A 20,583-nucleotide genomic window follows, 5' to 3' on the forward strand; every position below is an offset into this window, starting at 1 on the left:
CGATACCTCAGCGATCGCTGCTCTGTTCGCGCCCTTCCACCCGAGCGAACAAAGCAGGCAGATCGAAACCTGCCGTGTCGAGATTGAAGCTCTCCTGCAAGCATTGCGCGAGATCGGCCACGCTTTCCATGAAACGCTCGGTCAGACGCTGGCCGTTGGCGTCGCGCTCCGTGTAGCGATCGTTGAACAGCACGGCGCGCCACCCTTGATGCGCGATGCAAGCGATCAGGTTATCCCTGAAGAACGATTGCGGCGATGCGGATGTGTACCAGTTCGCCACTTCGTAATCGACCCATTGCGCCGGTTTGTCGTCGAAGCGATAGACGTCGAGCCACGTATCGCCGTCAAAACTTTCCAGCTTCCACTCGGTTGCATCGATCGGCGTGAGTCGCGCCGGTTCGAGCATCGTCTGCTGCACGCCGCGTTCAGCGAACGCTAGCGGCGCACTCAGCGACGCCCCACCGAATCCGACGTCCGCCAGCCATGCCTGCCCTGCTACGTGCACGCGCAGCAGCATATGCGTGCGCGGCGTGCTTGCGCCGGCCGGGTGGCCATACAACACGCGGGCCGCCATCGGCTCCACCTCGAATCCCAGTTGCATGAGCACATGCGCGAACAAGGTGTTGTGCTCGAAGCAGTAACCGCCGCGCCGCGACTCGACCAGCTTCGCCACGACAGCGGGCAACGACACCGACACGTGGCGCGCGGCAAACGGACCGAGATTCTCGAAAGCGATCGCGCGTGGATGCAGATCATGCAAGGCGCGTAAAACATCGAGCGTCGCCTCGCGCGGGCCGTCGTAGCCGATACGGGAGAAATAATCGTTCAGATTGACCTGGCTAACCGGATGTGTGGACATCGATCACCTGCGTGCAGATAAATGAAATAACGACGTCAGAAAATGTCGTCTGAAACGGCGATTCTCGCGTTAATTCTTCATACCGTACAGCGCCATAACTGTCCGATTGTAATGATCAGGACCGCCGATGAAAGCAACGTGTAAATAAGGCGCTTACGACGCGTAATTATCGTGAGAATCATTCTCATTTGTGTTGACGCTTGTATTCCCGATGAGTACGATTGCGCCGTCTCGGAGACAAACGATTCACGCCTGCCGATAAAGCGGGCATGGAGATTCGATCCCGCTATAAAGAATTAAATAAGTAAGGAATACGATGAAACTCAACCGGTCATCCCGTTCGTTCGGACGGCGTGCGCCTGCCCTGCGCGGTCTCGCGATGTGGGCCGCCTGTGCGACTTTCGCATGCGGTGCTGCGCAAGCCCAGACGAGCAACCCCGATGCCGCGCCGGAAGCCCCCGAGGCCGATCTCTCGATCAAGGCGCAACCGACGAATTTCTGGACCGGTATCTGGTCGCGCCAGAATCTGCTTGGAGACATGGGCGGCCTGCGTCCGTGGCTCGGCAAATATGGCGTGACCTTCGAGTTGACCGAGACGAGCGAATATCTCGCGAACCTGCGCGGCGGTCTGAACCGCGGCGGCACCTATGACGGTCTCACCACCGCGACGGTGCAGGTCGATACGAGCAAGGCGCTGGGCATTCCGGGCGGCCTGTTCAATATCAGCGCATTGCAGATTCATGGCTCCAACCTGAGCGCGAAGAATCTCGGCACGCTGAATACGGCGAGCGGCATCGAAGCGCAGGACACTACGCGTCTGTGGGAGATGTGGTACCAGCAGTCCTTCCTCGACAAGAAGCTCGACATCAAGGTCGGTCAGCAAAGTATCGACCAGGAATTCATCGCGAGCCAGTACTCGGCGCTGTTCGTCAACACGATGTTCGGCTGGCCCGCGCTGCCTTCGTACGATATGCCCTCGGGCGGCCCGGCGTATCCGCTCGCGGATCTCGGCGTGCGCGTGCGCGGCCAGATCACGCCTTCGCTTACCGGTTTGATCGGCGTATTCGATGGCGATCCGCTCGGCAACAATCCGAATAACCTTAGCGGTACGAACTTCAATCTGCACAACGGCGCACTCGTGATCGGCGAACTGCAGTACGCCATCAACCAGCCGTCGGATGGCGAACTCGTGAGCGCGGACAACCACGGGCTTCCGGGCACCTACAAACTGGGCTTCTGGTACAACAGCAATTCGTTCGCCGACCAGCACTACGACAACACGGGGCTGTCGCTGAACAATCCGGCCACCACCGGCATCGCCGCGCAGCATCATGGCGACTACAGCATCTACGCGGTCGCCGACCAGATGATCTGGCGTCCCGATCCGGACGAGCCGCGCAGCATCGGCGTGTTCGCACGCGTGATGGGTGCGCCGGGCGATCGCAATCTGGTGAGCTTCTCGGCCAATGCGGGCATCGTCATGAAGGCGCCGTTCAAGGGTCGCGACAACGACAGCGTCGGTCTTGCGCTCACCTATATCAAGGTCAGCAACGCAGTGCAGGACCTCGACCTGGACTACCGCAATTTCAACGCATCGCCGTATGGCGTGCGCACGCAGGAAACCACGCTCGAAGCGACGTACCAGTACCAGGTCACGCCGTGGTGGCAATTGCAGGCCGATGCGCAATACACCTTCAATGCCGGCGCAGGCCAGAATCCGAACGATGCGACCGCGCCGCTGCGCAACACCTTCGTGCTGGGCGTGCGCACCAACATCACGTTCTGATATCGCGTTCCGATCGCTGCATCCGTTTATGTCCAATACCAAGCCCTCACGCCCTCACGCCGCACGCATCGATGCCATCAATGCCATTAATGCGATCGCGTGCCCGCGTGAGGCACGGAGAAATACCATGAATCACGCCATGCGCAAGCTGCTGCTGTGCTCGGCTCACGCCACCCGCGCGGCGCTCGCGCTTTCCGCTGCCGCCATGCTCGGCACGCCGCTCGCCGCCCATGCCGATCCGCAAGGTCTGCTCGAAACCGTTCACCATCACACCACGCTCATCAACACGGTGCCCGATAACGGCGACCAGAATCCGTACGCGATCTTCGTCGCGCCGGTGAGCGCGGGCAGCGTGAAGCAGGGCGACGTGCTGGTCGACAACTTCAACAACGCGGCCAACCTGCAAGGCACGGGCAGCACCATCGTCGACTATCATCCCGATACGAAGCAGATGACGCTGTTCGCGACGATTCCGCGCGACCTCAAGGAATGCCCCGGCGGCGTGGGTCTGTCCACCGCGATGACGATGCTGAAATCGGGCTGGGTGATCGTCGGCAGCACGCCCAGCAACGACGGCACGACCGGCACCAAGGGCGCGGGCTGCATGATCGTGCTCGACAGCGGCGGCAAGATTGCGAAGGTCATCAGCAGTCCGAACATCAACGATCCGTGGGGCAATATGGCGGTGGTCGACAACGGCGACCACGCCACGCTGTTCGTGAGCAACGCCGGCTTCGGCGTGGGCAGCGCGGACGGCAACCCGCCCGTGTTCAAGCAGGCCACGGTGCTGCGCATGGACCTCGACATCCCCAGCGGCCAGGCACCGGTCGTGAAGAGCGAAACGGTGGTGGCGAGCGGCTTCGGCGCGCAGGCCGACAAGGGCGTGTTCCTCGTCGGCCCGACTGGCCTGGCGCTATCCGCCGACAACAAACTGCTGTACGTGTCCGACGCGATCGGCAACCGCATCAATGTGATCGAAGATCCGCTCACGCGCGACACGAGCGCGGGCGTGGGCCGTCAACTCACCGCCGACGGCCTGCTGCATCGGCCGCTGGCGATGATCGCGACGCCGCAGGGTCATCTGCTGGTGACGAATGCGCTCAACGGCCAGGTCGTGGAAATCGACCCGGTCGCGGCAAAGCAACTGTACGCACGCTGGATCGATACCGACAAGGCGCAGTCGCCCCCGGGCAACGGCGACCTGTTCGGCATCGCGCTGACTCCGGCGGGCGACGGTTTTTACTACGTGCAAGACGACGTCAATACTCTTGTGTTGGCGAAATAAAGCTGGCGAAAAAAATCATGTCCTCCGATGATTCCAACGACCGTCCGCGCCAACCCGCGCGGCGCGGTTTCCTGAAGGCGGGCGGCGCGGCCGTCGCGGCGAGCGCGACGCTCGGCGCGACGCTCGCGCAATCGCAGGCGGCGCAAGCCGCCGAAGCGAAGCACCGCATGGCGGCAGCGGACCCGCTCGCCGCCGTCGAACCGTTTTACGCGCCGCATCAAGCCGGCATCGTCACGCCGCAACAGGCCCATACCTATGTGGCCGCGTTCGATCTGACGACCACCTCGCGCGACGACGTCATCAAGCTGCTGCGTCAGTGGACCGACTCGGCCGCGCGCATGACGCAAGGCCAGAGCGCCGTTGCGCTCGAAGGCGTGAGCGATGAGCAACCCGCACCGGATTCGGGCGACGTGCTGGGCCTCGGACCCGCGGGCCTGACGGTCACGTTCGGCTTCGGCCCCGGCCTCTTCGTCTCCGAAGGCAAGGACCGTTACGGCATCGCGCACAAGCGCCCCGCCGCGCTGGTCGATTTGCCGCGCTTTAACGGCGACCAGTTGATCCCCGAGAAAACCGGCGGCGATCTCTACGTGCAGGCCTGCGCGAACGATGCGCAAGTCGCCTTCCATGCGGTGCGCCAGCTCGCGCGCCAGGGCTACGGCATGCTGCGCATGCGCTGGGGCCAGGCGGGCTTTCTTTCCGGCCCGCGTGGTCAGACGCCGCGCAACCTGATGGGCTTCAAGGACGGCACCAACAATCCGCCGACCGGCGACGCCGCCGCGATGAAGGAATTCGTCTGGGCCACCTCAGCCGATACGCCGTGGATGCAGGGCGGCACCTATACGGTGGTGCGTCGTATCCGCATCACGCTCGAACACTGGGACCAGATGGAACTGGGCTTCCAGGAGCAGGTGTTCGGCCGCCGCAAATACAGCGGCGCGCCTATCGGCAAGGAAAAGGAATTCGACCCGGTCGACCTTGACGCCGTGGACAAGGACGGCAATCCGCAGATTCCCGACAACTCGCACGTGCGCCTGTCGAATCGCGCTTCGAACAACGGCGCGCAGATCCTGCGCCGCTCTTACTCGTACAACGACAGCACGAACTTCTACATCGAGCGCTGGCCGCCATGGCGTCAGGAAACCGAATATGACGCGGGCCTCATTTTTATCGCTCACCAGGCGGACCCGCGCACGGGCTTCATTCCGATCAACGAGAAGCTCGCGAAGTTCGACATGATGAACCAGTTCACCACCCACGTGGGCAGCGCGGTTTTCGCGTGCCCGCCGGGTGCCAGGCCGGGTTCGTACATTGGCGCAGAGCTGTTCGAGGCCTGAAAAGCAGGCCCGTTACGAAGCTATTGATACACGCACCGATACACGCATCGACATACGCATTCGACAAGAACGGATAAGACCGATCATGAAAACAACATTCGCTGGCGCGCGTCTGCGCGCCGCCGCCCTCGCGCTGGCTGTCGCCGGCCTCGCGCCGCTGGGCGCGCACGCCGCATCGATCACGCTCTACAACGCCCAGCACGAGCAGGTCGTGAACCAGCTTGCGAAGGACTTCGAACAGCAGACCGGCATCGACGTGAAGATCCGCAGCGGCGAAGGCCCGGCGCTGGCCGCGCAGCTGGTGGCCGAAGGCGAGAAGACACCCGCCGACGTGTACTTCACCGAAAACTCGCCGGAACTGATGCTGCTCGAAGAAAAGGGCCTGCTCGCGCCGGTGCAGAAAAGCACGCTGGGCGTGGTGGCCGAGCGCTTCAACTCGCCGGCCGGCCAGTGGGTCGGCGTGACCGCGCGTGAGAACGTGCTCGCCTACAACACCTCCAAGGTGCAAGCCGCGCAACTGCCGCAATCGATCTTCGATCTGGCCAAGCCGGAATGGAAGGGCAAAGTGGGCATCGCGCCGAGCGACGCCGATTTTCTGCCGCTCGTCGACGCCGTGCTGGCCGCCAAGGGCGAAGCGGCCACGCTCGCCTGGCTCAAGGGCCTGAAAACCAACTCGCAGGTGTTCGACGACGATGAAGGCGTGGTCGCTGCCGTCAACCGCGGCGCGGTGGCAACCGGCATCATCAACAACTACTACTGGGACCGCCTGCACGCCGAAATCGGCGACAAGCAGACGCGCAGCGCCGTTGCGCACTTCGCCGATGGCGACGTGGGCGCACTGGTGAACGTCTCGGGCGCGGCAATCCTGAAGAATGCGCACAACCCGGACGGCGCGCAGAAGTTCCTCGCCTACCTCGTGAGCGAGCGTGCCCAGAAGCTGATGGCGCAAGGCCACATCAGCTTCGAGTATCCGCTGCGCCCGGGCGTGGCGGGCGATCCGATCAACAAGCCGTTCGATCAACTGAAGCCGCCCGCGCTGACGATCCAGCAGCTCGGCGACGACAGCCAGGCGGCGCGTCTGCTGCGTCAGGCCGGCCTGCTCTGACTGGATTTTTTATTCATAAGGATGTCTGAATAAATTGTGAGTGAAGCTGTTTCACCGGCACATCCCCTGCCGGACACTTTGGAAAGCCAGAACGGCGCAACGGGCAAGCCCGTGCGCCGGCGCGCGCCGCGTGCCTTGTTGCTGGCCGCGGCGCTCGGCCCCTTACTGGTCCTGTTGCCGCTCGCGCTAACGCTCTGGCGCGCGCTGTCGTATGCGCAGGATTCCGGTTTCGCCGATGCCGCCGATCTGATCTTCCGCCCGCTAGTGGGCGAATTGCTGGTCAATACCCTCGAAATCACGGTGAGCGCAACGCTGGCTTCGGCGGTGCTCGGCACGGCCTGCGCATGGTTCGTCGAGCGCACCGATGTGCCGGGCCGACGCGCATGGGCGCTGCTCGCCGCCGCGCCGCTGGCAATGCCCGCGTTCGTCACGAGTTACGCGTGGGTTTCGCTGAGCCTTGATTTGCAGGATTTTCTGGGCGCGCTGATCGTCATCACGACGGCGTATTTCCCGCTCGTCTATCTGCCCGTGGCCGCCGCGCTGCGTGGGCTCGATCCCGCGCTCGAAGAAACCGCGCGCGCGCTCGGCTGCAATCGCTGGAGCACCTTCGTGCGCGTGGTGCTGCCGCAACTGCGCCCTGCCCTGCTCGGCTCGATGCTGCTGGTGGCGCTGGGCGTGCTGTCCGAATTCGGCGCTTTCACGTTGCTGCGCTTTCGCACTTTCACCACCGAGATTTACGCCGAATACCGCACGAGTTTCGATGGCGGCGGCGCGTCGCTGCTCGCCTGCGTGCTGATCCTGCTGTGTCTCGTGTGCCTCGTGTTCGAGTTCCGCGTGCGTGGGCGCGCGCGCTATGAGCGCGTCGATCGCGGCACGCGCCGCGCAAGCTCGCGTCATGCGCTCGGTCGCTGGCGCTGGCCCGTTGCGCTGGGTTTCGCGGCGCTCAATATCGGCACGCTGGGCGTGCCGCTGGGCATGATCGGCTACTGGCTCACACAACCCGGAGCCGCCGCCATCACGCCCGCCGATGTCTCGCCCGAGCTGCTGATTTCGACCTCGTTCGCCTCCCTGCGGCTGGGTCTGATCGCCGCCGTGGTCACGACGCTGCTGGCGCTGCCGCTGGCCTACCTGCTCGCACGCTTTCCGGGCCGCGCCGCCACGTTCCTCGAACGCACCGCCTTTATCGCCCAGGGCGTGCCGGGTCTCGTGATAGCGCTGGCCATCGTGTCGCTCGCAGTGCGCGCGCTGGAGCCGCTCTATCAGGGCACCACGCTGCTGATTGCGGCCTACGCGATCCTGTTTCTGCCGCTCGCGCTCGTGAGCGTGCGCGCGGCGCTGTTGCAGGCGCAGCAGCGCCTCGAAGAGACTTCGCGCGCGCTCGGGCTTGGCTGGTTCGCCACGCTGCGGCGCGTCGTGCTGCCGCTCGCGGGGCCGGGGCTGGGCGCGGCGGCGTCGATGGTGTTCATCTCCGTCGTCACCGAACTCAACGCCACGCTGCTGCTCTCGCCCATCGGCACGCACACGCTCGCCACCCAGGTCTGGTCCGATACCTCGACGCTTGCGTTCGCCGCCGCCGCGCCCTATGCGGCGCTGCTCACGGCGCTCTCGCTCGCGGCCTCGGGCCTGCTGTTCGCGTTTGCGGGCAAGTCGGCGCTCGCGGCGCACGGCTCCGCGCCCTTGCCTGCGCAACCGGCTGACGCGCCGGCGAGCGACGCAGTCTGATCGACGTTTTCAGGTTTCCATGAGCACACTTCGCATTTCCGGCGTCTCCAAGTCCTTCGACGGCCATCCCGTGCTGCACGACGTCCATCTCACGGTGAAGTCGGGTGCGCTGGTCGCCCTGCTCGGCCCCTCGGGCAGCGGCAAGACCACGCTGCTGCGCCTGCTGTGCGGTTTCGAGCGCGCCGATGCCGGCGCCATCGAAATCGGCGGGAGGCGCGTGGCCGGCGATGGCCTGCATCTGCCTGCGGAGCAGCGCCAGATTGGCTATGTGCCGCAGGAAGGCGCGCTGTTTCCGCATCTCACGGTGGCGGAAAACATCGTGTTCGGTTTGCCGCGCGCGCAGCGGCGCGCGGGCCATCGCGTGGCGGAATTGCTCGAACTCGTGGGGCTGCCGCAGTCGTATGCGAGCCGCGCGCCGCAGCAGCTATCGGGCGGCCAGCAGCAACGCGTGGCTTTGGCGCGCGCACTCGCGCCGTCGCCGGGTCTGGTGATGCTCGACGAACCGTTCTCGTCGCTCGACGCCGCGCTGCGCCTGGAGACGCGCGAAGCCGTCGCCCGCGCGCTCGCAGCGGCGGGCGCGACCGCCGTGCTGGTCACGCACGATCAGGCCGAAGCGCTCTCGCTCGGCCATGAGGTGGCGGTATTGTGGCGCGGACGTCTGGTGCAGACCGCCGCGCCACAGACGCTTTATCGACGTCCCGTTACGCGCGAACTGGCCGCGTTCGTGGGCGAAGCGGTATTGCTGCCTGGCCGCGTCGCGGCAGGACGCGCGCATTGCGCGCTCGGCGAATTGCCGCTTGCGGAGGGCGTACGGCCCGCGGATGGCGATGTCGACGTGATGCTGCGGCCAGAACAGATCGATGTGTTGGCCCATGGCACGCAAAGCGAGGGGCTCGAAGCGCTCGTGCGCGACGTCACTTTCCAGGGCCAGGACGCCGCGCTCACGCTGGAACTGGCGACCACACCCGCATCGGCGACACCCACGACTATCCGCGCCCGCGTCCCCGGCTATCGCACGCCGCGCGCGGGCGAGCGCGTGCGCATCGCCGTGGGCGGCGAGGTCAACGTCTATCCGCGATCTATCCGCGCGGACGTTTGACCGCGAGATCCTGCATCATCTGTTCTACGAAGTAATCGCAGGTGGGCCGGTTCGATTTCACGCTGCGCGCGACGACGATATCGAGCGGCTCGATCTTCGGCAAGCCGTGCGCCTCGCCCAGCATTTCGAAGCGCGACGGCACGCTGCAACGCGTGAGCGCCACCACGGCGATGCCCGCTTCCACCGTCGCCATCAGGCCCATCAGGCTCGCACTGCTATACGCGGCGCGATAACGGATACGCGCGGCATCGAGCGCCGCCACCGTATGCGCGCGCGCCACGCTGCCGTGCTCGTACAAACCCACCGGCAGCGGCGACATCGCAAGCGGCGCGGGATCATCGGGCGAGCCCACCCACACCATCTCCTCGCTGCGCACGAATTCGCCGCGTATCTTGCGGTCGCGCGTGACGAAGGCCACGTCGATCTTGTTGTCCGCCAGCATCGGCCCGAGCGCCACGCTCTGCGCGCAGACGATCTCGATCTCCACATGCGGATAAAGCGTCGAGAAGCGCCGCAACACCGGCGAGAGCAGCGCGGCCATATAGTCGTCGGGCGCACCCAGCACCACTCGCCCGGTCACCTCGGGCCGCACCAGCGCCGACCACGCTTCCTCCTGCAGATCGAGCGCGCGACGCGCATATTCGAGCAGCGTATTGCCGGGCCGCGTGAGCGCGAGATTGCGCGTATCGCGCGCGAACAGCGTGGTGCCCAGCATCTGCTCCAGCCGCTTGATCTGCATGCTCACCGCCGCCTGCGAGCGGTGCACGGCCACAGCAGCCCTGGTGAAGCTGCCCGCATCCGCAACGGCCGCGAAAGTGCGCAACAGATCGAGATCGAACTCGGGATTCATGATTCATCAGCTGCATTCATCAGCTGCATTGATGGAATTCTTCAATTTAATTCGTTTGCCGACACCCTGCAACTGACGAATACTGGGGCCGTTTTCAACGTGTTTTCCGCTTATCGTCATGCAGCCCGATCTCCAGACCAGCCGCCGAGAAGGCGTCGCCATGCTCGCGGGCGGTGGCCTGCTGATGGGCACCATCGGCGTGTTCGTCGAAGAGGCGCATCTGGGCGCGCTCACGCTCGTGTTCTTCCGCTGCCTGTTCGGCATGCTCGCGCTCGCCGGGTATTGCGCGTGGCGCGGCTGGCTTGCGCCACGGCAGCTAGCCCGGCAGTTCACGCGCCGCACGTTCTCGCTGGCCTTTATTTCAGGCCTGCTGATGGTGACGCAATGGGTTGGCTTTTTCGATGCGATCGATCGCACCAGCATCGCGGTGGCGACGGTCGTGTTCCATGTGCAGCCATTCTGGGTCGTGCTGATGGGCGCGGCGCTCTTTCACGAACGCCTGGGCGCGGACCGTCTGGGCTGGATCGCGATTGCGTTCGTGGGTCTGGTGCTGGCCTCGGGCGTGCTCGCGCAAAGCCATGTGGCCGATCACTTGCGCTATATCATCGGCCTCGCCGAAGCGCTGGGCGGCTCGGTGCTGTATGCGAGCGTCACGCTGATCGCCAAAAGTCTGCAGGATTTTCGGCCGCATCTACTCACGCTGACGCAATGCGCGGTGGGCGCGGTATGTCTGCCGCTGATCGCGCCCTTCGTCGCGCCGCTCGAACTCGCGCATATCGCGCCGATGCAGTGGGGCTGGTTGATCGGCATGGGGGTGCTGCACACGGGGCTGTCTTATGTGCTGATCTACGGCGCGCTGCCAAAGCTCACGACGCCGGTGATCGCCGTGCTGCTTTTCGTGTATCCGCTCACGGCGATTGCCGTCGATGCGATTGTTTATGGCCGCGCGCTGAGCGTGCCGCAATGTGCGGGCATGGTGCTGATCGTGGCCGCGAGTCTGGGCGTGAATCTGGGCTGGCGCTTGTTGCCGCCACATCTCGCGCTCAGGCGGCGATAAAAAAAAGGCGCGTGCCACACACGCGCCTTTCACGGCGGCCAAACTTCGACGATTAAACCGGCAGCCGTTCGCCCCGCGTTTCCGGCGCGAACGGAATAATCAGCAAGCCGATCACAAACGCAATCGCCGTGAGCGCGACCGGCACACCCAGCGTGTGCATATGCAACACGGCCGCGCCCAGCAGGAAGTTCACGCCCGCGCCCACGAAGCGGCCAAACGAGGTGCAGAAAGCGAACGCCGTGGCCCGCACGCGCGTTTCGAACTGCTCCGGCAGCCACAGGCTGAACAGCGCGAAATTGCCGCCGAAGAAACCCAGCACGAACAACAGCGCGATGAACGGCACCAGCCCGTTCTGCAGGTAATAGGCCCAGCCGAAGCTCGCCGCAATCGTCACGGCCATGCCGGCGAAATAGACCGCGAGCGTCCAGCGCCGGCCGATGCGCTCGGCCAGCGGCGGCAGCGCGAGGCAACCGAAGATGGTGCCAATCGACAGAATGCCGGTCGCAATCGACGCCGTGCGGATTGCTTCGGCTTTGCTTGCGCCCGCGCGCGTCGCCAGCTGGATCACCGCCGACGGCTCGTACACCGCGCCCGCCCACAAGCCGATAATCGCAATCGTCAGCAGCGCGCAGGCCACGATTGTGCGCTTTCGATAAGCACTGCCGAAGATCTCCCCAAGCGGGCTGCCGCGATGCACGTGACTCGCTTCGGACTTCTTCCACGTCGTGGGTTCTTCAACGCGCGTGAGCACCAGTATCGCCACCACGACGGGAACTGCACCCGTGAGGAACATCGCGCGCCAGCCGAAGTGCACGCCCACCGTATAGTTAAGCGCCGCCGCGATGAAGAAGCCTGCGTAGTAGCCCGTTTGCAGATAACCCGCGCCCATCTTGCGACGATCCTCGGGCCAGGACTCCGCCACATAAGTGCCCGCCAGCGCCCATTCGCCGCCGATCCCCACGCCCGCCAGGAAGCGATAGAAGCCCAGCGCCCACACGCTTTGCGCAGTCGCCGAAAGTCCCGTAAAAATCGCGAACATGAAGATCGTGCCAGCCAGCACGCGTGTGCGGCCGAACCGGTCGGCCAGCGGCCCCCAGATGAACGACAGCCCCCAGCCGACGAGGAACAACGCGAACAAAATCGAGCCCGCCAGGCCGATGTTCGCCGCCGTGGCGGCGTAGCCCGACTTGGGCAGCAACTCGGCGAGCGCGGGCGTGAGCACGAGCGCGTAAATGAAGGAGTCCATCCCGTCGAGCGTCCAGCCTGCCCATGCGCCCCAGAAACCGGCGATCTGTGAACGGTTCAGCGGCGTCTTCTGCGCTCGTCGCGCCGACCCGGTAATCGAATTCATGATGCTTGTCTCCTCCGTGGGGCGGCGCGGTGCCTGGGCACTTTGGCCGATCCCGTGCAACGTGGTTGCCTGATCGCTCGCCTGGCGTCCGAGGGACGCCGCGCGGCGTGGAATGCGCGCCGGTCCATCAATGGCGTGACCTGTGCGCTGCGCAAGCTCGCTGTAAGTCAATCGCGAGCGTCTTGTTGTCTATCCCGTCTATGCTGGGTTGCGGGTTTGCGAGACTTTCAACCTCACCGTTTTATATATAATATTCGATGTCATGAGCAACGCAACGAATGGTTTTCCCCTGGATGGCCCCCAGGCGTCGAGCTCGCGAACGGCATTGCCGGGCGTGGCGACGCCGCTTGCGCCGCCCACCAGCACCTCGCACGTGATCGCCAACGCTTTGCGCACCGCCATCGTCGAGGGCACCCTCGCGCCCGGCGCGCCGCTGCGTCAGGACGCCATCGCGCGACATTTTTCGGTCAGTGCAATTCCTGTGCGCGAAGCGCTGCGTCAATTGGCCAGCGAAGGCTGGGCGCGCATCGAACTCAATAAAGGCGCGAGCGTCGCGCCGCTCTCACGCGACGAGGCGCGCGAGATCTACGAGATCCGCTCCGCACTGGAAAGCCTCGCGCTGGGTCTCGCCATTCCCAATCACACCGACGAAACGCTGCGCGAAGTCAGCGCGCTGGCCGCATCCGGCCTGCACGAAACCGATCCGTCGCTGTACGTGGAGCGCAACGAGGCCTTCCATATGAGCCTCTACGCGCCCGCTGGACGCCCGCAACTGATGGAGATGCTGAGGACGCTGCATCGGCGTGGCGAACGGTATCTGCGCCTCAAATTCGGCTTTCCCGCCTATAAAGGCGAGTCGGATGCCGAGCACGTCGAGATCCTCGCCGCCGTCCAGCGCCGCGATATTCCCGCCGCCCAGGCGCTCGTGGCAGAGCATCTGCTGGGCACAGGCGAACTGATCTACCGTTTCCTGACCGAGCGCGAGGCGGCACGGGTGGACGAAGCCGCCCGCAAAAAGCGCCGTGCGGGCCAGTCCACGCGCGCCGCCGCTTCACCGGTTTCCCCCGCTGCCGATCCCGCCTCTGCCGCAACACCCCGTTCCCGGAGCCGAACACCCGATGAAGCCTCAAGCTGAAACGCCCTCCACGGCGAATGCGAGCGCCCTTGCGCCGCGTTCGTGGACCACGCGCCGCGACGAGAAGAACCGCCGCCTCGCCTGCATCGCCTACTGGCTCGAAGACGGCGTATTGCCCGCAGCGCGCACGACCGAGGCGCTCGAGCTGCTGATCCGTCCGGGCGACCGCGTCGCCCTTGAAGGCGACAACCAGAAGCAAGCCGACTTCCTCTCGCGCTCGCTCGCGAAGGCCGATCCGGCAAAGCTCAACAACGTCCACCTGCTGATTTCGACGATCAATCGTCCTGAACATCTGACGCTGTTCGAGCGCGGCATCGCGCATCGCGTGGATTTTTCGTTCGCAGGTCCGCAGAGCCTGCGGGTGGCGCAACTGCTTGAGGACGGCAAGCTGGAAGTGGGCGCGATCCACACCTATGTGGAGCTGTACGCGCGCATGTTCGTCGATCTGATTCCGCAGGTCGCGCTACTGTGCGCCGAGAAAGCCGACCGTCATGGCAATCTCTATACCGGCCCGAACACCGAGGACACGCCCACGATTGCAGAAGCCGCTGCGTTCAGTCAGGGCATCGTGATCGTTCAGGTCAACGAAATCGTCGACGAATTGCCGCGCGTGGATATCCCCGGCTCGTGGGTGGACGTGGTCGTGCAGGCCGATCGTCCGTTCGCGGTCGAGCCGCTTTTTACCCGCGATCCGCGCCATATCGGCGACCTTCAGGTGCTCACGGCGATGATGACCATCAAGGGCATCTATGCGCCGTACAACATTACCTCGCTCAATCACGGCATTGGTTTCGACACCGCGGCGATCGAACTGCTGCTGCCCACTTACGGCGAATCGCTGGGCCTGCGCGGCAAGGTCTGCCGCAACTGGACGCTCAATCCCCATCCCACGCTGATTCCCGCCATCGAATCGGGCTGGGTCGAAAGCGTGCATTGTTTCGGCAGCGAAGTGGGCATGGAAGACTATATTGCTGCGCGCCCCGATGTGTTCTTCACCGGCAATGACGGCAGCCTGCGCTCGAATCGCGTGCTGTGCCAGCTTGCGGGCCAGTACGGCGTCGATCTCTTCATCGGCTCCACATTGCAGATCGATGCCGACGCGAATTCTTCCACCGTCACGCGCGGGCGTCTGGCCGGTTTCGGCGGCGCGCCCAACATGGGCCACGATCCGCGCGGACGCCGTCATGCGAGCGAAGCGTGGCTGAAGCTGCTGCGCAAAGCGGATCCGCAATCGCAGATCGCGCGCGGTCAGAAGCTCGTCGTGCAGCTGGTGGAGACGTGGAAGAAAGGCGGCGAGCCGACTTTCGTCGATGAACTCGATGCCATCGCCGTGGGCGAAAAGAGCGGCATGCCGGTTGCGCCCGTGATGATCTATGGCGACGACGTGAGCCATGTGGTGACCGAAGAAGGCATCGCGCATCTGCACCGCGCGGAAGGTATCGACGAACGGCGCGCGGCGCTGGCAGCGGTGGCGGGCGTGACGCCCATCGGCCTGCGCGCGAAAGCGGATAAGACCGCTGAGCTGCGTCGTCGCGGCATCGTGCAATTCCCCGAGGATCTCGACATCCGTCGCGGCGATGCCAAGCGCTCGCTGCTCGCGGCGCGCAGTATCGACGATCTGGTTACGTGGTCGGGCGGTCTCTATACCCCCCCCGCGCGCTTCCGTAGCTGGTAATCGCCATGCAGACGCATCTGCTGGATACCTTTGCCCTCAGCGACGCGCCGGATCACGCACGCGAGGCCGCGACGGGCGCCGCCGCGTCGGGCGCCGCCGCGCTGCTGGCGCGCTTCGCGCGCGACGCGCTGATCGAAGAAGCGCGTCTCACGCCCAAGCCCGCGCTGGTGGATGCGCGTGGCAGCGGCGCGCATAACGATCTCGATCTTGCGACCATGCTGCGCTCCGCGCACGCGCTGGAGCCTACGTTCGAGGCGCTCGCGCGTGCTTCACGCGGCGCAACGCCAGGCAGCCCGCTGCGCACCGATCTTGCCCGCATCGGCCGCGCCGGCGAAGCGGCGATGATGCGCGCCACGGGCGGCAGCAATGCGCATCGCGGCGCGATCTGGATCGTCGGCCTGCTGGTTGCGGGCGCAACGATCATGCACACGCCCGCCGATGAGGCGAGCATGTTCGCGCACGCCCATGCGATCGCCGATACCGCCGCGCGGATCGCGCGCTTCGACGATCGGCTGGCCGCGCCGGCCGTGCCCAGCAACGGCGAGCGCGTGCGTGCGCGCTACAGCGTCGGCGGCGCGCGGCACGAAGCGCAGAGCGGCTTCCCGCATGTGACCCGCGTGGGCCTGCCCGCGTTGCATGCAGCCCGTTCGCATGGTCGTGACGAAGCCACCGCGCGCGTGGATACGCTGCTCGCCATCATGGCCTCGCTCGACGACACCTGTGTGCTGCATCGCGCGGGACTCGCGGGCCACGAGGCCGCAAAAAGCGGCGCACAACGCGTGCGCGACGCGGGCGGCATCGCCACGCGCGCGGGCCGTGAGGCCTTCGACGCGCTCGAACGCACGCTGCTCGCCCTCAACGCATCGCCCGGCGGCGCGGCCGATCTGCTCGCCGCGACGCTCTTCATCGACAGACTGCTTCAGCACCGCATTGGCGCAAGGACGCTTTCATGGAACAACTGACATTCGACTATCCGGCGCAGCGCGCCGTGACGACGCGCGCGCATGTGGGCGTGGTGGGTTCGGGCGATCTCGAAGTGCTGCTGCAACCCGCCGCCGATATGCGGGCGCGCGTGGTCGTGCATACGAGCGTCGACGGCTACAGCCACATCTGGAAGAGCGTGCTGGACCGCTTTTTCACGCGCTACGACGGTGCGGCGCTCATCGAGATCAACGACTTCGGCGCGACGCCTGGCGTCGTGGCGCTGCGGCTGGCAGAGGCGGTGGAAGCCACCGAGGGAGCGCCGTCATGAGCGCGCTTCCCGCCACCACTGCGCTGCTGCGCGAAAGCTTTATCGAATTGAGCGCGCGTGAACGCGCGGCCGCGCTGCTCGACAAAGGCAGCTTCCGCGAATTGCTTGGACCGTTCGATCGCATCGAATCGCCGTGGCTGCCCTTGCAGGGCATCGTCTGCCAGGCCGACGACGGCGCAGTCATCGCGCGCGGCACCATCGACGGCGAGCAAGCCGTGGTGTGCGCAATCGAATCGGCGTTCCAGGGCGGCAGTATCGGCGAGGTGTCGGGCAGCAAGATCGCCGCGGCACTCGAACTCGCCCTCGCCGACTGCGAGCGCGGCAAGATCGTGCGCCCCGTCGTGCTGTTCGAAACGGGCGGCGTGCGACTGCAGGAAGCGAATCTCGGTCTGGCCGTGATTGCCGAAATCCAGTCGGCGATCGTCGCGCTGCGCGCTCACGTGCCCGTGGTCGGCGTGATCGCGGGCATGGTGGGCTGCTTCGGCGGCATGTCGCTCGCGGCGGCGCTGTGCTCGTATCTCGTGATGACAAAGCAGGCGCGCCTGGGCATGAACGGTCCCGAAGTGATCGAGCAGGAAGCGGGCATCGAGGAACTCGATTCGAGCGACCGTCGCCGTGTCTGGCAACTGATCGGCGGCGAACAACGCGCGCGCACCGGTTTCGCCGATGCGCTCGTCGACGACGCCGTGGACGACGTGCACGCCGCCGTGCAGGCCGCGTTCGCGCAAGGCGTGCCCGCCGCGCATCGCAGCGAGCGCTACGAAGCGACCCTGGCAAAGCTCGCGCAGATCGATCCCGCGAGCGTCACGCCCGAAGCGATGCGCGAGGTGTTCGCTGCGTCGCCGCTGAATGTTCCCGGAGAAAACGCATGAACGAGACGTCGACAACCCGAACGATCAGCCGGGGGGCGAAGTGGCTGCGCGCGCTTGCGGGCAACCAGGTGCAAGGTATTTGCGTGCAATACGCCGATGCGCCGCTCGACGGCGAGACCGCGCGCTTTATCGCAGTCGTGCCCGATGCGGATAACCGCTTTCCACGTGCGCGCGACAACGTGGTCGGCCTTGAACAGGGCTGGCGTCTGGCCGAAGCCGTGCGCTGCGCCATCGCCGAAGACGAAGCCAGCGGCACGCGCCGACCGATCATCGCCGTGGTCGACGTGAAGAGCCAGGCTTACGGCTTTCGCGAGGAAATGCTGGGTATTCATCTGGCCTGCGCGGCCGGTGTCGATGCGTATGCAAGCGCGCGGCTTGCGGGTCATCCGGTGATCGCCTTGATCGTTGGTCCGGCGATGTCGGGCGCGTTTCTCGCGCACGGCTATCAGGCCAACCGCATCGTCGCGCTCGACGCGCCGGGCACGATGGTGCACGCGATGGGCAAGGAAGCGGCGGCGCGCGTGACGCGTCGCAGCGTCGACGATCTCGACGCGCTAGGCGAAAAGATCGTGCCGATGTCGTACACGATGGCCTCGTTCGCGAAGCTCGGTCTGCTCGACGAACTGATTCACGGCGTCGATGCCGATGCGCCCAGCGATGCGCAGATCGCCCAGGTGCGCGACGTTCTCGCGCAGAAAGTGCGCGAGGCGCGCGCCGATAAAAGCGGTCTCGCGCATCGTCTGCAAGGCGAGGCGGCGCAGCGTACGCGCGCAGCGTCAATCGAGGTGCGCAAGCGTCTTGCACAGCAGTGGGACGCGGCCTGATGCGCGTGTGCGCCGCCCCGCCGTTTGCCGTCGACGCGCCGCGCGTGCCTGAATCGCCGTGGCGCGCGCACGACCTGTTGCGGCTCGCGCGGCTCGCGCCGGTGGACGACGAGCCGTCGTGGGTGCGCGAGGCGTTCGCGCGCGCACCCTTCGCGGTGGTCCGTCGCGCTGGCGCGGCGGACGGATTTGTCGCAGCAGGCGTGCGCGGCGTAACGCGCGCACAACGTTTCGGGACGTGGATCGACGTTCAGGATATCGAATCGTCCATCTCTCCCGAAGCGCTGCTGGCTGTCGAGCCGCTGGCTGAGCGCGCTCCGTTTGCGGCCTTTGCGGCGCTCGCGGCCTTGCGCGAAAGCCACGATGCACTGAAGCCCTTCGTGTGGGGACCCACGGGCAGCGCGGGTTTCGAACTCGCCACGGGCGTCCCCACCATCAGCAGGTCCAGCGATCTGGACTTGCTGATCCGCATGCCGCAACGCTGCGATTTCGCGACGATCCAGGCGCTATTTCGGGCGCTCGCACAGGTCGCGCAACTCGCGGGCACACGCGTCGACGCACAGATCGAAACCCCTTCAGGCGGCGTCGCGCTCGCTGAACTTGCGGCGGGCAAGGCGCGCGTGCTGGTGCGTGCGAGCGACGGCGCACGCCTCGTCGCCGATCCCTGGCAAACGTCATGACACTCGCCTGCCTGTTTCCCGGCCAGGGCGCCCAAAGCCCCGGCTTTTTGCATCGGTTGCCCGAGCACGAGATCGTGCGTGCGACGCTCGACGAGGCCTCGGCGGTACTCGGCGGCGATGTGCTCGCGCTCGATAGCGCCCTGGCGTTGCAATCGACGGTCGCGGTGCAGATCGGCCTTGTCGTCGCCGGGGTCGCGCAGGCGCGCGCGCTTGCGCATGCGGGGCTCGCGCCGCAGTTCAGCGCGGGCCTGTCGGTGGGCGCATATGCCGCTGCCGTGTGCTGCGGCGCGCTCGCCTTTGGCGACGCGCTGCGCATGGTGCGCAAGCGCGCCGAACTGATGGAATCCGCGTGGCCGTCGGGTTATGGCTTGACGGCGGTGTCGGGCTTGAGCGAAACGCAGGTCGAAGCGCAGATCGAAGTGCTTGCGGATACCTGCGCCCAGGACGGCGGCGAACGCGTCTATGTGGCCAATGTCAACGCGCCACGTCAGATCGTCGTGGCGGGTTCGGATGCGGCGCTCGAAGCCTTCGCGGCGAATGCGCTCGCCGCTGGTGCGCGCAAGGCGCAGCGCCTGGCGGTTTCCGTTCCTTCGCATTGCGAACTATTGACCGATGCCGCCGGTGAGCTTGTGGCGTGGTCGCGCGATATCCCCTTCCGCACGCCAGAACGCGCCTACATCGACAATCGCGGCGGCCGGCCCCTCTATAGCGGCGACGCCATTCGCACCGATCTGGCCACCAATATGCGTTACACGGTGCGCTGGTTCGATGCGCTCACCGTCATGGTCGAGTCGGGCGCGACGGTGCTGGTCGAAGCGCCGCCGGGCCAGGTGCTGACCGATATTGCGCGAGAGCACTATCCGGAAAAAACGGCGCTGAGCGCGTCGACCTTGCCGCTCGACCGTCTGGTGGCAACAGTAAGACGACGGCTGGGCGAAGATTGAAGATCTGAAGCGCTAAATTTTGAATTCGATTTTTATGCGCATAAAGTCAGATTCGTGACATCGTCACATCGCGCCACACATCTTCATTCAACTCGCAGCGAATTCCGGCCAAATCACCTATTTCTTACGCAATTCCGGCATCACAAGCCGAAACGTAAGATTGACGCGTTCGCCGCTGACCGACGGTTCCTTCGGCACCCGATGCCGCCATTGCGCCTGCGTCTGACCGCGCATCACCAGCAGACTGCCGCCTGCAAGCGCGAACGAGCGCGTCACGCCGCTCGCGGTATGGCGCAGGTCGAAGCGTCTCGTCGCGCCCAGACTCAGCGAAGCGATGACCGGCTCGGGGCCAAGTTCGGGTTCGTGATCGGCATGCCAGCCCATGCTGTCTGTGCCGCCGCGATAGCGGTTGAGCAGCACGCTGTTGAATCGCACCTTGCACAGCGCCGCAATCGCGTCGCGCAACTCGGCGACGGCCGGCGTCCACGGCTGCGCAACATTGCGAATACCCGAATAGATATAGATCGCGCCCGGATCGCCCTGCCAGGCCGTCAGGCGCGGCTGGTCGACCCAGCCGCCCGGCGTGCGAATGCGCTCCTGCTTCCAGTCGGCTTCAGCCACGATGCGCGCGAGGTAATCGGCTGCCGCGGCGGCGTCGAGCCACGCGGGATGCCAATCGACGTCGGGTTGCGGAGTGTCGTCGAAGAGGTCGAACATCGGGACGCTTGCATGAAGCCTGTAGCGAAAAGCCAAAGC

The 20,583-nt window shown here is 65.5% G+C and carries 19 protein-coding genes; 15 read left to right on the forward strand and 4 right to left on the reverse strand.

Annotated elements, in window-relative coordinates; translation table 11 throughout:
• Positions 1 to 7 precede the first annotated feature (7 nt).
• Positions 8 to 859 (reverse strand): arylamine N-acetyltransferase, encoded by an 852-nt coding sequence (locus tag F4827_RS26925; protein WP_183729260.1) that lies wholly within the window; start codon positions 857 to 859, stop codon positions 8 to 10.
• 379 nt (positions 860 to 1,238) lie between these two features.
• Here F4827_RS26925 and F4827_RS26930 point away from each other — a divergent pair, with 379 nt between their 5' ends.
• From F4827_RS26930 to F4827_RS26955, 6 genes are all read left to right on the forward strand, one after another.
• Positions 1,239 to 2,645: a carbohydrate porin gene (locus F4827_RS26930; RefSeq protein ID WP_260175440.1), complete on the forward strand. Its 1,407-nt coding sequence runs from the start codon at positions 1,239 to 1,241 to the stop codon at positions 2,643 to 2,645.
• Positions 2,646 to 2,772: 127 nt separating this feature from the next.
• The gene (locus tag F4827_RS26935; RefSeq protein ID WP_409258860.1) at positions 2,773 to 3,930 is read left to right on the forward strand and encodes a hypothetical protein; all 1,158 of its coding nucleotides are present in this window, start codon (positions 2,773 to 2,775) and stop codon (positions 3,928 to 3,930) included.
• A 17-nt stretch (positions 3,931 to 3,947) separates the two neighbouring features.
• Positions 3,948 to 5,264, forward strand: a complete 1,317-nt coding sequence (gene efeB, locus F4827_RS26940) for an iron uptake transporter deferrochelatase/peroxidase subunit (protein ID WP_183729267.1) — start codon at positions 3,948 to 3,950, stop codon at positions 5,262 to 5,264.
• An 85-nt stretch (positions 5,265 to 5,349) separates the two neighbouring features.
• Positions 5,350 to 6,369 (forward strand): iron ABC transporter substrate-binding protein, encoded by a 1,020-nt coding sequence (locus F4827_RS26945; RefSeq protein ID WP_183729270.1) that lies wholly within the window; start codon positions 5,350 to 5,352, stop codon positions 6,367 to 6,369.
• A 78-nt stretch (positions 6,370 to 6,447) separates the two neighbouring features.
• A complete protein-coding gene (locus tag F4827_RS26950) occupies positions 6,448 to 8,091 on the forward strand; it encodes an iron ABC transporter permease (protein WP_260175435.1) in 1,644 nt (547 codons plus the stop codon).
• Positions 8,092 to 8,110: 19 nt separating this feature from the next.
• Positions 8,111 to 9,190 (forward strand): ABC transporter ATP-binding protein, encoded by a 1,080-nt coding sequence (locus F4827_RS26955; protein ID WP_183729273.1) that lies wholly within the window; start codon positions 8,111 to 8,113, stop codon positions 9,188 to 9,190.
• Here F4827_RS26955 and F4827_RS26960 read toward each other — a convergent pair.
• Positions 9,171 to 10,040, reverse strand: a complete 870-nt coding sequence (locus F4827_RS26960; RefSeq protein ID WP_183729276.1) for a LysR family transcriptional regulator — start codon at positions 10,038 to 10,040, stop codon at positions 9,171 to 9,173. The genes F4827_RS26955 and F4827_RS26960 overlap by 20 nt on opposite strands.
• A 118-nt stretch (positions 10,041 to 10,158) precedes the next feature.
• On the opposite strand from F4827_RS26960, the gene F4827_RS26965 reads away from it, so the two are divergent.
• Positions 10,159 to 11,097 carry a DMT family transporter gene (locus F4827_RS26965; RefSeq protein WP_260175436.1) on the forward strand — a complete coding sequence of 313 codons (939 nt, stop codon included), beginning with the start codon at positions 10,159 to 10,161 and terminating at the stop codon, positions 11,095 to 11,097.
• 52 nt (positions 11,098 to 11,149) lie between these two features.
• Here the strand turns inward: F4827_RS26965 and F4827_RS26970 are convergent, their stop codons facing one another.
• Positions 11,150 to 12,448, reverse strand: a complete 1,299-nt coding sequence (locus F4827_RS26970; RefSeq protein WP_183729279.1) for an MFS transporter — start codon at positions 12,446 to 12,448, stop codon at positions 11,150 to 11,152.
• Between the two features lie 262 nt (positions 12,449 to 12,710).
• Here F4827_RS26970 and F4827_RS26975 point away from each other — a divergent pair, with 262 nt between their 5' ends.
• The 8 genes from F4827_RS26975 to mdcH are packed head-to-tail and all read left to right on the forward strand — an operon-like array spanning position 12,711 to position 19,827.
• Positions 12,711 to 13,583: a GntR family transcriptional regulator gene (locus F4827_RS26975; protein WP_183729282.1), complete on the forward strand. Its 873-nt coding sequence runs from the start codon at positions 12,711 to 12,713 to the stop codon at positions 13,581 to 13,583.
• Positions 13,567 to 15,258, forward strand: coding sequence for a malonate decarboxylase subunit alpha (gene mdcA, locus F4827_RS26980; protein WP_183729285.1), 1,692 nt, complete (start codon positions 13,567 to 13,569; stop codon positions 15,256 to 15,258). Before F4827_RS26975 ends, mdcA begins: the two co-directional genes overlap by 17 nt.
• Before the next feature lie 5 nt (positions 15,259 to 15,263).
• Positions 15,264 to 16,220 (forward strand): triphosphoribosyl-dephospho-CoA synthase, encoded by a 957-nt coding sequence (locus tag F4827_RS26985; RefSeq protein WP_183729288.1) that lies wholly within the window; start codon positions 15,264 to 15,266, stop codon positions 16,218 to 16,220.
• Positions 16,208 to 16,510 (forward strand): malonate decarboxylase subunit delta, encoded by a 303-nt coding sequence (locus tag F4827_RS26990; RefSeq protein ID WP_183729291.1) that lies wholly within the window; start codon positions 16,208 to 16,210, stop codon positions 16,508 to 16,510. Before F4827_RS26985 ends, F4827_RS26990 begins: the two co-directional genes overlap by 13 nt.
• Positions 16,507 to 17,382: a biotin-independent malonate decarboxylase subunit beta gene (locus F4827_RS26995; protein ID WP_183729295.1), complete on the forward strand. Its 876-nt coding sequence runs from the start codon at positions 16,507 to 16,509 to the stop codon at positions 17,380 to 17,382. The genes F4827_RS26990 and F4827_RS26995 overlap by 4 nt, the downstream gene beginning before the upstream one ends.
• Positions 17,379 to 18,206, forward strand: coding sequence for a biotin-independent malonate decarboxylase subunit gamma (gene mdcE / locus F4827_RS27000; RefSeq protein ID WP_183729300.1), 828 nt, complete (start codon positions 17,379 to 17,381; stop codon positions 18,204 to 18,206). The genes F4827_RS26995 and mdcE overlap by 4 nt, the downstream gene beginning before the upstream one ends.
• Before the next feature lie 44 nt (positions 18,207 to 18,250).
• A complete protein-coding gene (locus F4827_RS27005) occupies positions 18,251 to 18,883 on the forward strand; it encodes a malonate decarboxylase holo-ACP synthase (protein WP_409258862.1) in 633 nt (210 codons plus the stop codon).
• Entirely contained in the window at positions 18,880 to 19,827 is a 948-nt protein-coding gene (mdcH, locus tag F4827_RS27010; RefSeq protein ID WP_183729306.1) for a malonate decarboxylase subunit epsilon, read from the forward strand. Before F4827_RS27005 ends, mdcH begins: the two co-directional genes overlap by 4 nt.
• Positions 19,828 to 19,944: 117 nt before the next feature.
• Here mdcH and F4827_RS27015 read toward each other — a convergent pair whose 3' ends face one another.
• Positions 19,945 to 20,544 carry an alpha-ketoglutarate-dependent dioxygenase AlkB gene (locus tag F4827_RS27015; protein ID WP_183729310.1) on the reverse strand — a complete coding sequence of 200 codons (600 nt, stop codon included), beginning with the start codon at positions 20,542 to 20,544 and terminating at the stop codon, positions 19,945 to 19,947.
• Positions 20,545 to 20,583: the final 39 nt, after the last annotated feature.

Origin of the sequence: Paraburkholderia bannensis (genome assembly GCF_014200455.1) — a bacterium.
In the GTDB taxonomy this organism is placed as follows: domain Bacteria; phylum Pseudomonadota; class Gammaproteobacteria; order Burkholderiales; family Burkholderiaceae; genus Paraburkholderia; species Paraburkholderia bannensis_A.

Excerpts from the sequence above, each read along its gene's own strand:
- F4827_RS26960 (WP_183729276.1), bottom strand. The coding sequence starts at position 10,040 with ATGAATCCCGAGTTCGATCTCGATCTGTTGCGCACTTTCGCGGCCGTT.
- F4827_RS26970 (WP_183729279.1), bottom strand. The coding sequence starts at position 12,448 with ATGAATTCGATTACCGGGTCGGCGCGACGAGCGCAGAAGACGCCGCTG.
- F4827_RS26965 (WP_260175436.1), top strand. The coding sequence starts at position 10,159 with ATGCAGCCCGATCTCCAGACCAGCCGCCGAGAAGGCGTCGCCATGCTC.
- F4827_RS27015 (WP_183729310.1), bottom strand. The coding sequence starts at position 20,544 with ATGTTCGACCTCTTCGACGACACTCCGCAACCCGACGTCGATTGGCAT.
- F4827_RS26990 (WP_183729291.1), top strand. The coding sequence starts at position 16,208 with ATGGAACAACTGACATTCGACTATCCGGCGCAGCGCGCCGTGACGACG.
- F4827_RS26985 (WP_183729288.1), top strand. The coding sequence starts at position 15,264 with ATGCAGACGCATCTGCTGGATACCTTTGCCCTCAGCGACGCGCCGGAT.
- mdcE (WP_183729300.1), top strand. The coding sequence starts at position 17,379 with ATGAACGAGACGTCGACAACCCGAACGATCAGCCGGGGGGCGAAGTGG.
- F4827_RS26955 (WP_183729273.1), top strand. The coding sequence starts at position 8,111 with ATGAGCACACTTCGCATTTCCGGCGTCTCCAAGTCCTTCGACGGCCAT.
- F4827_RS26995 (WP_183729295.1), top strand. The coding sequence starts at position 16,507 with ATGAGCGCGCTTCCCGCCACCACTGCGCTGCTGCGCGAAAGCTTTATC.
- F4827_RS26930 (WP_260175440.1), top strand. The coding sequence starts at position 1,239 with ATGTGGGCCGCCTGTGCGACTTTCGCATGCGGTGCTGCGCAAGCCCAG.
- mdcH (WP_183729306.1), top strand. The coding sequence starts at position 18,880 with ATGACACTCGCCTGCCTGTTTCCCGGCCAGGGCGCCCAAAGCCCCGGC.
- F4827_RS26935 (WP_409258860.1), top strand. The coding sequence starts at position 2,773 with ATGAATCACGCCATGCGCAAGCTGCTGCTGTGCTCGGCTCACGCCACC.
- F4827_RS26975 (WP_183729282.1), top strand. The coding sequence starts at position 12,711 with ATGAGCAACGCAACGAATGGTTTTCCCCTGGATGGCCCCCAGGCGTCG.
- efeB (WP_183729267.1), top strand. The coding sequence starts at position 3,948 with ATGTCCTCCGATGATTCCAACGACCGTCCGCGCCAACCCGCGCGGCGC.
- mdcA (WP_183729285.1), top strand. The coding sequence starts at position 13,567 with ATGAAGCCTCAAGCTGAAACGCCCTCCACGGCGAATGCGAGCGCCCTT.
- F4827_RS26945 (WP_183729270.1), top strand. The coding sequence starts at position 5,350 with ATGAAAACAACATTCGCTGGCGCGCGTCTGCGCGCCGCCGCCCTCGCG.
- F4827_RS26925 (WP_183729260.1), bottom strand. The coding sequence starts at position 859 with ATGTCCACACATCCGGTTAGCCAGGTCAATCTGAACGATTATTTCTCC.